The 15496-nt window shown below is 70.2% G+C and carries 11 protein-coding genes; 8 read left to right on the top strand and 3 right to left on the bottom strand.

Annotated features, from left to right (window positions below):
- Positions 1-101 precede the first annotated feature (101 nt).
- Positions 102-1418 (bottom strand): acetyl-CoA C-acetyltransferase, encoded by a 1317-nt coding sequence (locus tag INT49_RS06100; RefSeq protein WP_193116820.1) that lies wholly within the window; start codon positions 1416-1418, stop codon positions 102-104.
- 153 nt (positions 1419-1571) lie between these two features.
- Between INT49_RS06100 and INT49_RS06095 the strand changes: the two genes are divergently transcribed.
- From INT49_RS06095 to rbsK, 8 genes are all read left to right on the top strand, one after another.
- On the top strand, positions 1572-2195 hold the full coding sequence (locus INT49_RS06095) for a TetR/AcrR family transcriptional regulator (protein WP_193116819.1): 624 nt from the start codon (positions 1572-1574) through the stop codon (positions 2193-2195).
- Positions 2192-4342, top strand: coding sequence for an acyl-CoA dehydrogenase family protein (locus INT49_RS06090; protein ID WP_193116818.1), 2151 nt, complete (start codon positions 2192-2194; stop codon positions 4340-4342). Before INT49_RS06095 ends, INT49_RS06090 begins: the two co-directional genes overlap by 4 nt.
- 206 nt (positions 4343-4548) lie before the next feature.
- Positions 4549-6885 (top strand): phosphoribosylformylglycinamidine synthase subunit PurL, encoded by a 2337-nt coding sequence (gene purL / locus INT49_RS06085; RefSeq protein WP_193116817.1) that lies wholly within the window; start codon positions 4549-4551, stop codon positions 6883-6885.
- A 116-nt stretch (positions 6886-7001) separates the two neighbouring features.
- The gene (locus INT49_RS06080) at positions 7002-7949 is read left to right on the top strand and encodes a sugar-binding transcriptional regulator (protein ID WP_193116816.1); all 948 of its coding nucleotides are present in this window, start codon (positions 7002-7004) and stop codon (positions 7947-7949) included.
- Positions 7950-8064: 115 nt separating this feature from the next.
- A complete protein-coding gene (gene deoC / locus INT49_RS06075; RefSeq protein ID WP_193116815.1) occupies positions 8065-8706 on the top strand; it encodes a deoxyribose-phosphate aldolase in 642 nt (213 codons plus the stop codon).
- A 5-nt stretch (positions 8707-8711) separates the two neighbouring features.
- Complete coding sequence (gene fucP, locus INT49_RS06070; RefSeq protein WP_319021529.1) at positions 8712-10175, top strand: L-fucose:H+ symporter permease; 1464 nt, start codon at positions 8712-8714, stop codon at positions 10173-10175.
- A gap of 1 nt (position 10176) precedes the next feature.
- Positions 10177-11217 (top strand): aldose epimerase family protein, encoded by a 1041-nt coding sequence (locus tag INT49_RS06065; RefSeq protein WP_193116814.1) that lies wholly within the window; start codon positions 10177-10179, stop codon positions 11215-11217.
- Position 11218: 1 nt separating this feature from the next.
- On the top strand, positions 11219-12142 hold the full coding sequence (gene rbsK, locus INT49_RS06060; RefSeq protein ID WP_193116813.1) for a ribokinase: 924 nt from the start codon (positions 11219-11221) through the stop codon (positions 12140-12142).
- Between the two features lie 187 nt (positions 12143-12329).
- Here rbsK and INT49_RS06055 read toward each other — a convergent pair whose 3' ends face one another.
- Positions 12330-14429 carry an S-layer homology domain-containing protein gene (locus tag INT49_RS06055; protein ID WP_193116812.1) on the bottom strand — a complete coding sequence of 700 codons (2100 nt, stop codon included), beginning with the start codon at positions 14427-14429 and terminating at the stop codon, positions 12330-12332.
- A gap of 376 nt (positions 14430-14805) precedes the next feature.
- Complete coding sequence (gene rplQ, locus INT49_RS06050; RefSeq protein ID WP_193116811.1) at positions 14806-15471, bottom strand: 50S ribosomal protein L17, sunset domain variant; 666 nt, start codon at positions 15469-15471, stop codon at positions 14806-14808.
- Positions 15472-15496: the final 25 nt, after the last annotated feature.

Raw genomic sequence — 15496 nt, 5'->3', positions numbered from 1 at the left:
TGGGCGGGCCTGATCTCCGGGTGGCCCGGCCGGCACCGGCTGTGTCGGCCGGTGCCGGGCGAGTCAGTCGGTACCGGGAGCGTGAGTCGGTGCCGGGCGTGTCAGTCGGTGACCGACTCGAGCAGCACGACGGCGCCCTGGCCGGCCGCGGCGCACACCGAGATCAGGCCGCGCTGGACGCGGCCGGTCTCGACCGCCCGCTGGTGCAGCAGCTTGGAGAGGGTCGCGACCAGGCGCCCGCCGGTCGCGGCGAAGGGGTGCCCCGCCGCGAGGGAGGAGCCGGTGACGTTGAGCTTGCTGCGGTCGATCGCACCCAGCGGGCCGCCCCGGCCCAGCTTCTCCCGGCAGAACTCCTCGGACTCCCAGGCGGCGAGGGTCGACAGCACGGTGGAGGCGAACGCCTCGTGGATCTCGTAGAGGTCGAGGTCCTGCAGGGTCAGGCCGTTGTCATCCAGCATCTCGGGCACGGCGTAGGCCGGCGCCATGAGGAGCCCCTCCGCGCCGTGCGCGAAGTCGACGGCGGCGCTGCGGGCATCGACCACCCGGGCCAGCGGCGTCAGACCGTGCTCGTCGGCCCACTCCTGGCTGCCCATCAGCACCGCGGAGGCACCGTCGCTGAGCGGGGTGGAGTTGCCGGCGGTCATCGTGGGCTCGCTGACCTGCGGCGACTTCACGCCGAACACGGGCTTGAGCGAGCCGAGCTTCTCGAGGGTGGAGTCCGCACGCAGGTTCTGGTCCCGAGCGAGACCCCGGTAGCCGGTGACCAGGTCATCGAAGAAGCCCGCGTCGTAGGCGGCCGCGAGGTTCTGGTGCGAGGCCAGCGCCAGCTCGTCCTGGGCCTCGCGGGTGATGCCCCACTGGGCCCCGGTGAGCGCCTGGTGCTCACCCATCGACAGGCCCGTGCGCGGTTCGCCGTTGCGGGGCGGGACCGGGGTGAGATCTGCGGGACGGATCGCACTGAGCGCCTTCACCCGCTGCATCGCGGTCTTGGCCGCGAAGGCCCGGTGCAGGATCCGACGCAGCCGCGGGGTGACCTCGATCGGGGAGTCCGAGGCGGAGTCCACGCCGCAGGCGATGCCGGAGTCGATCTGGCCGAGCTGGATCCGATTGGACAGGTGGACCATGGTCTCCAGGCTCGTGGCGCAGGCCCGGGACATGTCCAGGGCGGGCGTGCGCGGGTCCAGGGGGGTCCCCAGTGCGCTCTCGCGCGTGAGGTTCAGGTCGCCGGCGAGCTTGAGGACGGCGCCGCCGGCGATCTCCCCGAGCTTCTCGCCCTGCAGGCTGAAGCGGGCGACCAGTCCGTCCAGTGCGGCCGTCAGCAGGTCCTGGTTGGAGATCCCTGCGTAGGGACCGCCGGAGCGGGCGAACGGGATGCGGTTGCCGCCGAGGATCAGGGCGTCGCGCGGGAAGTCAGTCACTGGGTGCACCTCTTCGTGGTCACTGCGTACGGTGGTCAGGTCGACCAGACATCGACGGCCGATGGCCGACGAGCGGAAGATCGTCGTCGGCGACGACTGTACCGAGAACCGGGACTTTACATAGAACCGGCGGTACTTGATACCCTAGGTTCTGTGAACGCGACGACGCAAGCCCCCGTGGACGGCCGATCGGCCCGCTGGGCCCGCCACCGGGAGGAGAGGCGGGCCGAGCTGCTGGACATCGCCCGGCACCTCATCCATGACAACGGCCCCGACGTGACGATGGAGGACATCGCCGCGGCCTCGGGGACCTCGAAATCCATCGTCTACCGGTACTTCGAGGACAAGGCCTCGCTCCAGAGGGCGCTCGGGCGCAGCATCCTGACGTCCATGCACGCCAAGCTCCTGGACGAGATGCGGGAGCTCGAATCCCGTGTGGGCCGCGAGCCGGATGCCGATGAGCGCATCCACGCCATGATCCGCGCCTACGTCGAGACCGCGCAGCGCTCCCCCGGCGTCTACCGCTTCGTCACCCGTCCCAGCGACGGGCTGAACCACTTCCTGCACTCCGTCTCCCGCCTGGTCGCCACCTTCCTCCCGAGCACCGTCCCCGCCCCCCAGATCTGGGCGCACGGTGCCGTCGGCTTCGTCGAGGGCGCTGTGGACACCTGGATGAGCGAGATCGAGTCGCGCCCCGACCCCGACCACCCCCCGCTCACCTCCGACCAGCTCGTCATCCACCTCGTCACCTGGCTCATGAAGGGAATGCACGCATGACTGTCAACGCCGACCGACTCACCGATCTTTCGGGTACCGCTTCCGAGGACGCCGCCCCGGCGACGTCGAGCCCGACACCGACCGGCCCGATCCCCGTCCCGCCGAGCGGAGCAGACCGGCTCGACGTCCCGGCCGTCTCCGAGGCTCTGATGGGCAAGTGGGCCGACGCCCGCCGCACGGCCCGGGTGCGTGCCGCCCGCCCCGAGCTGCACCGTCCGCTCGACGTCACCGTCGCCGAGCACCGCGAGCTCACCTACGCGCAGATGGGGATCCTCGCCGAGGAGAACGTCTCGTGGCTGATGATGCCCGAGCACCTCGGCGGCCCCAACGACAACGGCGGCAATGTCGCCAGCTTCGAGGAGCTCGTCGTCGCCGATCCCTCGCTGCAGATCAAGGCGGGCGTGCAGTGGGGCCTGTTCACCTCGGCGATCGTGCAGCTCGGCAGCGAGGAGCAGCAGAAGGCCTGGGTGCCCGATGCGATGAGCCTGGCCACCCCCGGTGCCTTCGCCATGACCGAGATCGGCCACGGCTCCGACGTCCAGGCGCTCGCCACGACGGCGACCTACGACACCGCCACCGAGGAGTGGGTGCTGAACACCCCGTTCCCCGCCGCCTGGAAGGAGTTCCTCGGCAACGCCGCCCTCCACGCCAAAGCCGCGACGGTCTTCGCCCGGCTCATCACCGAGGGCGTGGACCACGGCGTGCACTGCTTCTATGTGCCCGTGCGCGACGCCGAGGGCGAGCTGCTGCCGGGTGTGCGCAGCAAGGACGACGGCCCCAAGGGCGGGCTGAACGGCATCGACAACGGTCGCCTCGCCTTCGATCAGGTCCGCGTGCCCCGCACCAACCTGCTGAACCGCTATGGCGATGTCGCCGCCGACGGCACCTACACCTCACCGATCGAGTCCCCCGGCCGCCGGTTCTTCACGATGCTCGGCACTCTCGTGCAGGGCCGCGTCTCCCTGGACGGCTCCGCGAACCGGGCCAGCCAGCTCGCCCTGCACATCGCGATCACCTATGCGACGCAGCGCCGGCAGTTCACGGCGGCCGATCCCACGCGGGAGACGGTGCTGATGGACTACCAGGCGCATCTGCACCGCCTGCTGCCCAAGCTCGCCGCCACCTACGCCGGCACCTTCGCCCATGAGCAGCTGCTGCAGGCCTTCGACGATGTGTTCTCGGGCCGTGAGGACGATCCCGAGGCCCGTGAGGATCTGGAGACCCTCGCCGCCGCGCTCAAGCCCACCTCGACCCGGCTCGCCCTGGACACCATCCAGGAATGCCGCGAGGCCTGTGGAGGCGCAGGATTCATCGCCGAGAACCAGCTCGTCGGCCTCCACCAGGACCTCGACGTGTACGCCACCTTCGAGGGCGACAACACCGTGCTGATGCAGCTGGTCGCCAAGCGCCTGCTGAGCGACTACACCTCCGAGCTCAAGAGCGTGGACCGCGCCGGCATCGGTCGCTTCATCGCCCAGCGAGCCGAGGTGCTCGCCAAGCGCCACACCCCGTGGGCACGGCTCGCACAGGATCTCAGCGACCGGGGCAACTCCCGTCGGGCCTTCGACTCGATGCGCCAGAGCGAGTTCCAGGAGGAAATGCTCACGGCCCGTGCTCGGGTGAAGGTCGAGGAGGTCGCACTCTCGCTGCGATCCGCCGCGAAGATGAGTCCGGCGGACGCCGCCGCGGAGGTCAACAAGCATCAGGTCGAGATGCTGGAGGCGGCCCGCGCCCATGCGGACCTGGTCCGATGGCGCGCCTTCACGACCGCGATCGAGAAGCTCGAGGACGAGGGCTCACGCACGGTGCTGACCGAGCTCCGCGATCTGTTCGGGCTCACGGTCATCCAGGACGATCTGGCGTGGTTCCTGCTGGGCGGCATGATCTCCGCCCAGCGCGGGCGTCAGATCGGGTCGGACGTGCGACGCCTGCTGTGGCGCCTGCGCCCCCATGTGCTGGACCTCGTGGCGGCGTTCGACATCCGTCCCGGCCATGTGCGCGCTCCGATCGCCCTGGGCGGGGAGAGGGAGCGGCAGGACGAGGCCGCCGCCTACTTCCGGGCGCAGCGAGCGAGCTCGGAGGCACCCGTCAGCGAGAAGGTCCTGCGGGATCGCGAGAAGAAGGCGCGTCGCGCACAGAAGCGCTGAGCGGGACGGTCCGCCCGTTCCGACCCGGGCACCCTGCGCTCGCCACGGCGAGCACGGGGTGCCCGTCGTCGTCCTCACGGTGGGCGCGTCCGCCTGCAGGAGCCCGGCGATCGTAGACTGGGCAGGCCGAGGCGGCTCGCCCGCTCTCCGGCGCCGGCAACCGCCGGTGCTCCTGTGCCCTCGTGATGAACGGACCCGATCCCGCGATGACCGCTGACGCCCTCCACCCTGCGACCGCCACCCCGGACAGCCGGCCCGGCGACGTCGACACCGTCGAGCATGCCGCCAGCACGCCCGACCAGGCCCAGCCGTTCGCCGAGCTCGGCCTCAAGGACGACGAGTACGCGAGCATCCGCGAGATCCTGGGCCGCCGCCCCACCAACGCCGAGCTGGCCATGTACTCGGTGATGTGGTCGGAGCACTGCTCCTACAAGTCCTCCAAGAAGCACCTGAGCACCTTCGGCAAGCACACCACGGAGAAGATGCGCGAGAAGCTCCTGGTGGGCATGGGCGAGAACGCCGGCGTCGTCGACATCGGCGACGGCTGGGCCGTGACCTTCAAGGTCGAGTCCCACAACCACCCCTCCTACGTGGAGCCCTATCAGGGCGCCGCGACCGGCGTGGGCGGCATCGTGCGCGACATCATCGCCATGGGCGCCCGCCCCGTCGCCGTCATGGATCAGCTGCGCTTCGGCGCGATCGACCACCCCGACACCGCCCGCGTGGTCCACGGCGTGGTCTCCGGCGTGGGCGGCTACGGCAACTCCCTCGGCCTTCCCAATATCGGCGGTGAGACCGTCTTCGACGCCGCCTACCAGACCAATCCCCTGGTCAACGCGCTCGCCATCGGCGTGCTGCGCCACGAGGACATCCACCTCGCCTCCGCCACCGGCGCCGGGAACAAGGTGATCCTGTTCGGGGCGCGCACCGGTGGCGACGGGATCGGCGGCGCCTCGATCCTCGCCTCGGAGACCTTCGACGAGGGCGGTCCCGTCAAGCGCCCCAGCGTCCAGGTGGGCGACCCCTTCATGGAGAAGGTCCTCATCGAGTGCTGCCTCGAGCTGTACGCGGCGCACACCGTCGAGGGCATCCAGGACCTCGGCGCCGCCGGGATCTCCTGCGCCACCAGCGAGCTGGCCGCCAACGGCAGCTCCGGGATGCACATCCACCTCGAGAACGTGCTGCTGCGCGACCCCACCCTGAACGCCGGCGAGATCCTCATGAGCGAGTCGCAGGAGCGCATGATGGCCGTGGTCAGCCCCGAGAAGCTGGCCGAGTTCGAGGCGATCGTGGACAAGTGGGACGTCGAGGCCTCCGTGATCGGCGAGGTCACCGGGGACGGTCGCCTCACCATCGACCACGACGGGCACCGCATCGTCGACGTCGACCCCTCGACCGTCGCGATCGACGGCCCGGTCTACGACCGCCCCTACGCCCGGCCGGACTGGCAGGACGCCCTGCAGGCCGACCGCGCCGAGGCGCTCCCCCGCCCCGAGGGCGCCGAGGAGCTCGCCCGCACCCTGCGCGAGCTCATCGCCTCCCCGAACCTGGCCTCCACGGGGTGGATCACCGACCAGTTCGACCGGTACGTCGGCGGGAACACCGCGCTCTCGATGCCCGACGACGCCGGCGTGCTGCGGGTGGATGAGGAGACCGGCCGCGGGGTCGCCCTCGCCACGGATGCCAACGGCCGGTACACCAAGCTCGATCCCCGCACCGGCGCCCAGCTCGCGCTGGCCGAGGCCTACCGCAACGTGGCCACCTCCGGCGCCGTGCCGCTGGCGATCTCCGACTGCCTGAACTTCGGCTCCCCGGAGGACCCGGGCCCGATGTGGCAGCTCGTCGAGGCGATCGGCGGCCTCGCCGAGGCCTGCGAGACCCTCGGGGTGCCCGTCACGGGTGGGAACGTCTCCCTGTACAACTCCACCGGCGAGCCCGGGAACATCGACTCGGCGATCCACCCCACCCCCGTGGTCGGCGTGCTGGGCGTGTTCGACGACGTCGCCTGCCGCGTCCCCTCGGGCTGGCAGGGCGCGGGCCTCTCGGTGGTCCTGCTGGGCACCACCCGCGAGGAGCTCTCGGGCTCCGCCTGGGCCGACGTGATCCACCGTCACCTCGGCGGTCTGCCCCCGCAGGTCGACCTCGAGGCCGAGCGCTCGCTCGCCCGCGTGCTCATCGCCGCCGCCCAGGAGGGCGTCGCCGCCGCCTCGCACGACCTGTCCGAGGGCGGCCTCGCCCAGGCGCTCGTCGAGTCGACCACCCGCTTCGGCACCGGCGCGCAGATCGACCTCGACGCGCTGCTCGAGCGCGACGGCGTGGACCTCGCCTCCGCCCTGTTCTCGGAGTCCCAGGCCCGAGCGCTCGTCGCCGTCCCGACCGAGCAGGCCGAGCGCCTGGAGGCCCTGTGCACCGAGCACGGTGTGCCGCACCTGGTGATCGGCACCAGCGGTGCGGACACCCTGGACATCCAGGGCGTCGGTGCCTTCGCGGTCTCCGAGCTGCGCACCCTGCGCGAGGGCACCCTGCCCCGCTACTTCGGCTGAGCCGGAGCCTGCGCGGGCCAGGTCCACGACGGACCGGTCCCGCGCTGCCCGGCTCCCGGCTCCCGGCTCCCGGCTCCCGGCTCCCGGCTCCCGGCTCCCGAGGGAAGGATCCGACGATGGCGCGAGACCGCTACGGGCTGACCCCGCGTGATCGCCTGTCCCTGGACGCCGCCAAGCTCTACCATGCCGGCGGCCTCTCCCAGCAGGAGATCGCCCAGACCCTCCACGTCTCCCGGCCGACGGTCTCCAAGCTCGTCGCCACCGCGCGCGAGCGCGGCTTCGTGCGCACGCACGTCGCCGATCCCCGGGAGTCCGACGCCGCGTTGCTCTCCGAGCTGCAGGAGCACTTCCGCCTCGCGGAGCTGCGCCTGGTGGTCCCCGCGGGCCGCGGCCCGATGGACAACCGGTATGCGCTCGGCTCCGGCGCCGCCGAGATGCTCGGTGCCCATCTCTCCACGGGCGAGGACGTGCTGGGCTTCTGGTGGTCGGATGCGATCCATGCCGTCACCGAGGCGATGGGCCGCCAGCGCCTGAGACCTCGTGCCCTGGTGCAGCTCAACGGCACCGATCCCGGAGTCGAGGTGGATGCGGCCCTGGCGGCCTTCACCGCTCGTTCCGCAGTCCCGGTCCATCCCTATCCGTTCCCGATCTTGCACGACAGCGTCGCCGCACGGCTCGACGCCGAGAACGATCCGGCCTCACGCCAGGTGCTCGCGCTGCGCGCGGAGTGCGCCGCGGTCGTGTTCGGCGCGGAGACTCCCGCCGCGACGGCGCTGCACCGGTCGCCGCTGCTCTCCGCGGAGGACCGTCGGCACATCGAGGACCACGCCGTGGGGCAGATCTGCGGGCGATACATCGATGCCGAGGGGCGGATCGTCGCCCCGTCGCTGAGCCAGCGCACGCTCGGACCCACCCTCTCCGAGCTGCGGCGTCTGCGACGCACGGTCCTCGTCACCAGCGGCCTCGAGATGCTGCCGCTGATCCGGGCGGCTCTGGAGAACCGGTATGCGAACCACCTGGTGACGGACCTCGCGACGGCGACGGCCCTCGCCGAGACCCTCTGAGCCCGGCCCTGCCAGCCCCTGCCCACCATCGACATTGGCACATACGTGCCATCTTGACGTTGCAGCCGCTCCGCACCGGGACCTTCACTAGGGGTATCCGAACAAAGGAGTTGGAATGGATACCGCATCGTTGATCGATCACACGCTGCTCGCCCCCGACGCGACGGCGCAGCAGGTCAGCACACTGTGCCACGAGGCCGCCGAGAACGGCTTCCTCACCGTGTGCGTCAGCCCCACCCGCGTGGCGCAGGCCGCCCGTGAGCTCGAGGGCCACGCGACCCTCGTGTGCACCGTGGTCGGGTTCCCCTCCGGGGCGCATCTGCCCTCCGTGAAGGCCGCCGAGACCGCCGCCGCCGTGGCGGACGGGGCCGCCGAGATCGACATGGTGATCTCCCTCGGCGCCGTCGAGGACGGCGACTGGGAGCGTGTGCGCGAGGACATCGCCGCCGTGGTCGAGGCCAGCGGCGACGCCCTGGTCAAGGTCATCCTCGAGACCGCGCTGCTGAGCGACGCCCAGATCACCGCCGCCTGCGAGGCCTCCGAGCAGGCAGGGGCCGACTTCGTGAAGACCTCCACCGGCTTCGCCTCCGGGGGCGCGAGCGTCGAGGCGGTCGCCCTCATGCGCGCCGCCGTCGGCGATCGCCTCGGGGTGAAGGCCTCCGGCGGCATCCGCGATGCCGAGACCCTCCACGCGATGGTCGGCGCCGGGGCCACCCGCATCGGGGCCTCCGCCGGCTCCGCCCTGCTGGGACGGTGACCGCCATGAACTCGATGCGCGACGACGCCGGCACCAGCGCTGCCACCACCGCCACGACCGAGGGGGAGGTCGGCCTCCCGAACACCTCCTGGGGCCTGATCAAGGACCGTTCCCGCCAGCTGCGCGACGGCTACCTCGACCGCACTCCGAGGTTCCAGTTCATCCTGCTGTCGATCTGCTTCCCCATGTGGGGCATGGCCGCCAGCATGAACGACATCCTCATCACCCAGTTCAAGGCCGTCTTCGAGCTCTCGGACTTCGCCTCCGCCTTCGTGCAGTCCGCTTTCTACGGCGGCTACTTCCTGATCGCGATCCCGGCCAGCCGGGTCATCCGTCGCACGAGCTACAAGACCGGTCTGCTCATCGGGCTGAGCGTCTACGTGCTGGGCTGCGTGCTGTTCTTCCCCGCCTCGCAGGTCGCCACCTACGCGGTGTTCCTCGGATCGCTGTTCTCGATCGCGATCGGCCTGTCCTTCCTGGAGACCTCCGCGAACACGTACTCCTCGATGATCGGCGAGCGCAAGAAGGCCACCCTGCGCCTGAACATCTCGCAGACCTTCACCGCCGTCGGCTTCCTCGGCGGCGCCGTGCTCGGCAAGTACCTCGTCTTCACGGACGGCGACGCCCTGCACGCCCAGATCGCGAACGCCGCGACCGAGGCGGAGCGGGCCGCGATCACCTCCGAGGCCCTGGGGCGCACCCTGGATCCGTACAAGGTGATCCTGGTGCTGCTGCTGGTGCTCGTGGTGCTCATCGCGATCACCCAGTACCCGCATTCGAAGCCCCTGCGCGAGGACGCCTCCGAGGCCAAGGCCCCGCTCGGCGAGACCCTCGCCCACCTCCTGAAGAACCGGATCTTCTGCGCGGGGATCCTCACCCAGTTCCTGTACGTCGGGATGCAGACCGCCCTGTGGTCCTTCACCATCCGCCTGGCCATGGACCTGGACCCCTCGATCAACGAGCGCTCCGCCGCCTCGTACCTGATCGCCGGCTTCATCGCCTTCTTCGCCGGCAAGTTCATCGCGAACTTCCTCATGACGAAGATCGACGAGGACCTCGTGCTCATCGGCTACGCGGCGCTGGGCATGCTCACGATCGTGTACATCGTCGCGGTCCCGAACTTCACCTCGGTGTATGCGGCGATCGTCGCCTCCGCACTGCTCGGACCCTGCTGGGCCACGATCTTCGCCCGCAACCTCGACGTCATCGAGGACAAGCGGTTCACCGAGACCGGCGGCGCGATCATCGTCATGTCGATCATCGGCGGCGCGTTCATCCCCGCCGTGCAGGGCCTGCTCTCCGACTCGCTGGGCTCGATGCGGCTCAGCTTCCTCGTGAACTTCTTCTGCTTCGGTGCGGTGCTGCTGTTCTTCGTCGCCCTGCGCCGTCGCAGCCTCGCGCAGCGCACTGCTGCCCGGGCCGACGCCACGGCCGACACTGCTGGCGATGCCCGGACCGAGGTGCGCTGAGATGGCCTTCACCCTGGACCTCCCCCGGGAGCTGTTCGGTGAGACTCCGCGCGTGGTGTGCCAGAGCCCGGAGTGGACCGTCTCGGCCCGTCGGTGCCGCACCGGTGTGGAATCGCTGAGCATCCGCAACTCCCGCGGCCGCGTGGAGGTGCTGCCCTTCCTGGGGCAGATCGTCTGGGATGCCGAGTTCGACGGGCAGTCCCTGCGGATGACGAGCATGTTCGAGGAGCCGCGGAAGGTGGAGCGGATCGCGGAGACCTACGGGTGCTTCGCCTTCCACTCCGGGCTGCTGGCCGCCGGCTGCCCCTCCCCCGAGGACGATCACCCGCTGCACGGTGAGTTCTCCTGCGCGGAGATGGACAGCGCCGAGCTGGTCCTCGCCGAGGACTCCGTGACGATCCGCTCCGTGCACGAGTACGTCATGGGCTTCGGCCACCACTACCGTGCCATCCCGTCGGTCACCCTGCGCGCAGGGTCCGCCCTGCTGGACATCGACCTGGAGGTCACCAACCTCTCCGCCTACGCGACGATGCCGCTGCAGTACATCTGCCACCTGAACTACCGCTTCCTCGAGGGAGCACGGATGACGCAGACGCTGCCGGAGGGCACCTTCCACCTGCGCGAGAGCATCCCGGCGCATGTCGCCCCGACTCCCGCGTGGGAGCAGATCACGCAGCGGATCCGCAGCGGCGCGATCGATCCGGACAGCCTGGTGGGCGCGGAGCAGTTCGACCCCGAGATCGTCTACTTCGCCGACGATCTCCCGGCCCAGGGCGGCCCGCTGCGCTTCTCGCTGGCCAACAGCGACGAGTTCGAGTTCGTCACGGAGTTCGACAGCTCGCAGTTCCCCACGGCCACCCGCTGGATCCTCTCGAACCCGGACCAGCAGGTCGCCGCCTTCGCCCTGCCCGCGACCAGCAGACCTGAGGGGTTCCTGGCCGCGGAGCGGGCGGGCACACTGGTACAGCTGCCCGCAGGCCGGAGCACACGATTTTCGGTGACCACCGGGCTGGTGGCCGCCGCCGAGAAAGAGAGCCACTGATATGCCGATCGCCGTCATCGGGTCCAACATGGTCGACCTGATCTCCTACATCCACCGCATGCCCGCCGAAGGGGAGACCGTGGAGGCGCCGGAGTTCCGCATGGGCTGCGGCGGCAAGGGAGCCAACCAGGCCGTCGCCGCCGCGCGTCTGGGCTCCGAGGTCGTGATGGTCTCCCGCGTGGGCGACGACGTCTTCGCCGACACCACGCTGGCGAACTTCGAACGCAACGGCATCCGCACGGATCATGTGCTGCGCACCGAGGCCACCTCCGGCGTCGCCCCGATCTTCGTGGACCCCGACTCCCACAACTCGATCATCATCGTCAAGGGCGCCAATGCGCTCCTGACCCCGCAGGACGTCGAGGCCGCTCGGGAGGACATCGCCCGCTGCGGACTCATCGTGCTGCAGCTGGAGATCCCGTTGGAGACGGTGTACGCCGCGATCGATCTCGGCGAGGAGCTGGGAATCCCGGTGCTGCTGAACCCGGCCCCGGCCTCCCCAGAGCTCGATCTGGCCCGGATCACCGGAGTGGACTTCCTGGTCCCCAACGAGACCGAGCTCGAGCTGCTCACCGGCATGCCCGTCTCGAGCCTCGAGGACATCACGAAGGCGACCGAGGTGCTGCTGACCGCGGGGATCAGCAACGTCATCGTCACCCTCGGGTCCCGCGGCGCCCTGTGGGCCCATGCCGACGGCCAGGAGATCGTCGAGGCCCCGGCCGTCCAGGCGATCGACACGACCGGGGCGGGCGACGCCTTCATCGGCTGCTTCAGCACCACCTGGGTGCGTTCGGGCGACGTGCTGGACGCGATCCGGGCCGGCAGCGCCTATGCCTCGGACTCGGTCACGCGGCCGGGCACGCAGACGTCGTACGCCTGGGCCGACGGAGTGGAACCCGCAGCCGACGCTTCGCAGAACGGCTGACGACCGACCATCCACAACCCACATCTCGAATCCCGGGTGCCGCATCCCGCGTCCCCGACCGGGCACGGGGCCGGGACCGGGACCGGGACCCAGCACAGCACAGCACAGCACAGCACAGCACAGCACAGCACAGCACAGCAGGTCAGCACCCCGGAGGAGTCCGCGAACTCCTGCGGGGTGCACGCCGTCAGACCTCCCGCGTCCAGCGCCAGAGGAACGCCGCCATCTCGTCCCGCGGCACCCGGTTCCGGGGCCGGAAGGTGCCGTTGCTGTAGCCGCGGGAGATGCCGGTCTTGGCGAGCCAGCCGATCGCCGTGGCGTAGCCGCTGGTCGGTGAGACGTCCGAGAACTGGGCGGCGTCCTTCGGGGATGCCGGCGGCGATCCTGCTGCGTAGTACAGGAGCGAGGCGACGGCGTCCCGGCGGATCGTGTCCGCCGGCCGGAAGGTCCCGTCCGTGTAGCCGACGGAGATCTTCTCCGCCGCCGCCCAGCACACCTCCTTGTAGAAGGTGTCCTGCGAAGAGACGTCCGAGAACGGCGATGACTTCGGCGGCGTGAAGGAGGGGGACCCCATCGCCCGGTAGATGAAGACCACCATGTGATCGCGCCGGGTCAGCTCATCGGGGTGATACATCGTGCCCCCGTAACCATGCACCACCCCCAGGTCCACGAGGTCGTTGATGTCGAAGTAGAAGTCGCGGCCCGGAGCGACGTCGCCGAACTTGGTGGCCGAGAAGCGGTTGTAGCGACCGTTCACCGCCGACATCCCGAACGAGAACGCCTGCACGACCCGTTCACCGTCCTCATAGGGTCGCCCGCTGGGCCGGCCCCAGGAGGCCTGCCAATGAGTAGCCGTCGGGCAGTAGTACGCCGTGGAGATGCCGCTCTCGTTGATCACGAGGCCCTTGGTCAGCACGGTCGCGTTGTACTTGCCCGTGCTGTGGGCGCTCTTGACGACGGTGCCGAGAACCGCGGAGCCGCCCGCCTTCTCGAAGGCCGCCAGGTGCTTGGTCCAGCCGGAGTCCGCGTAGCTCTGCGCCTCGCTGCGGACCGCGCCGAACTGCCGATACAGGTTCAACCCGGGGCACTCGGTGTAATTCACGTCGCGGTGCCCCATGATCCTCGGCAGCGAGACCTTCTCCCCCGGAGGGAACCGGGTGCCGGTACCGGGGGTCCAGGAGACCTTCGCCGTGACCGAGGACTGGAAGGTGCTCAGCAGCTTCCAGCCGGCCACCTGGGCGATCGCTCGGCGCCCGGCAGAGGCCAGCGTGGTCGAGGAGTAGTCACCGAGCACCGAGATGCCGAAGCTGCCGGTGTTGAACCCATAGGCGTGCGCGCCGACGATGTTCCGGTGCAGGCCGCCACCTCGGCCCTCGAAGATCTGGCCGTACTTGTCCACCAGCATGTTGTAGCCGATGTCCGCCCAGCCCAGAGTGCCCACGTGATAGGACTGGATCCCCCGGATGATCTGGGCGGACTGGCTCTTGGAATAGTTGTTGGTGCCCGCCGTGTGGTGGATGACCACAGCCTTGAGACGATCCGTGCTGCTCGTGCCACGCACCGAAGACTCATTCGAGCCCCACGTCGCGCGGGACACGAACCTGGGTGCGCCGGATCCGAGCGTCGGGGTGGCGGGGTTCTTCGCCGACGTCGCCGTCGCGGACATCGTGCGCAGCTGCGAGCTCTGGGAGACCGTCGCATCCGGGCCCGAGAGCAGGGTCGACTCCTGATCGCCCGGGGCCTCGGAGGTGGTGACCACGTGCGCCACCAGGGCCTCCGTGACGTCCCCGCCGTCGACCTCGGCGCGGATCCGCAGCGCCGACACCGCCCCGATCCAGCCGACCTCGGTCCCCGGAGCACCCTCCCCCGTCTCCGTGTCCTCCGCGGCCTCGAGCGGGATCCATCCGGACCACTCGCCCTCGAGGTCCAGCCCCTGTACCAGGACCTCCGGGACGTCGGCGTCCGCGGGCCAGGTCACCCCGATCATGGTCGCCGGCTGCTCGGCGAGGTCCCGCGCGACGCCGCCCTCGACGTCGATCAGCGCGACGTCCGCGAGCGGGACATCGACGATGCGGGTCTCTCCGCCGGCGACCGACGGATCGGCGAGAGCGGGTGCCGCGACCAGCACGGTCCCGGTGGCGGGGACGACGGCCGCTGCCGCGGAGGCCACGAGCACGGCCCGCCGAGAGGGGCCATGACGCGGTGTCCGCTCCTCCGAGGATGGCTCCTCCGCGGTAGTCGGCCAGACAGCAGCATCGGGCGTGGGGTCGAGATGGTGAGTGGACATGGACTGCTCCGGTTCTCCGAGGGCGCATGACGAGTCCAAGCCGGAAGAACCAGTGCATGCCGAGACACGCACTGCACACGACGGGGCCTCATCGCCCCGGCCGTCCCCCAGCGGGCTCCGTGGACACCGTAACGCTCTCGCGCCCCGGCCCGGTCGAGGCTCGGTCACGATCAGGCGACGTTCGGGCCGTCACGTCACGGTCAGGACACGGTCCCTGCGTGCGGTCCCTGCGTGACCTCGGAATGCCTCACCGAGCAGAACGCCGAAGGCGGGCCGCCGGGATCTCTCCCGGCAGCCCGCCTTCGGCGTGGTGCTCGTGCTGCGGGTCAGGCGCGGCAGCGTGGTGTGCTGTCCCGGCCCGCGAGCGGTGCGTCGATCAGGCCTCGTCGGCCTCGTCGGCAGCAGGCTTCGCGTTGACGAAGCCGGCGGTCTCGGCGGCCTCGGCGGTGCGGAACCAGACCTCGGCGACCGTGCGGTCGTACCAGGGCGACTCGGGGGTGTGGAACTTCATCGAGTCCTCGTTGCCCTTGATGTCGAAGCCCTCGGGCGGGGTGTCGCCCTTGTAGGAGTCCTCGCCGAAGGGAGCGGTGCTCTCCTCGGTCGCGGTCTCCGCTGCGGCGTCAGAGGTGGAGGCACCCTTGGCGGCGCCCTCGGCCTCCTTCACCACGGACTGCTTCGCGGAGTACTCCTCCTGGACGAGCTCGATGACTGCCATGGGGGCGTTGTCGCCCTTGCGGGGAGCCACCTTGGTGATGCGGGTGTAGCCGCCGGGACGCTCCGAGAAGGTCGGGGCGATCTCCTCGAACAGCGAGTAGACGACACCGCGGTCGCGGACGACGCGCATGACGCGACGACGCGACGAGAGGTCGCCCTTCTTCGCGAAGGTGACGAGGCGCTCGGCGTACGGGCGAAGGCGCTTGGCCTTGGTCTCCGTCGTGGTGATCGCCTTGTGGCGGAACAGCTCGGTGGCGAGGCCGGCGAGGATCATCCGCTCGTGCGCGGGGGATCCGCCGAGGCGCGCACCCTTGGTGGGGGTAGGCATGGTCGTTCTCCTAGTTAAAGATAAA

The organism is Brachybacterium tyrofermentans, from assembly GCF_014897585.1.
In the GTDB taxonomy this organism is placed as follows: Bacteria; Actinomycetota; Actinomycetes; order Actinomycetales; family Dermabacteraceae; genus Brachybacterium; species Brachybacterium tyrofermentans.
This window is presented reverse-complemented; position numbering and strand designations above follow the sequence as displayed.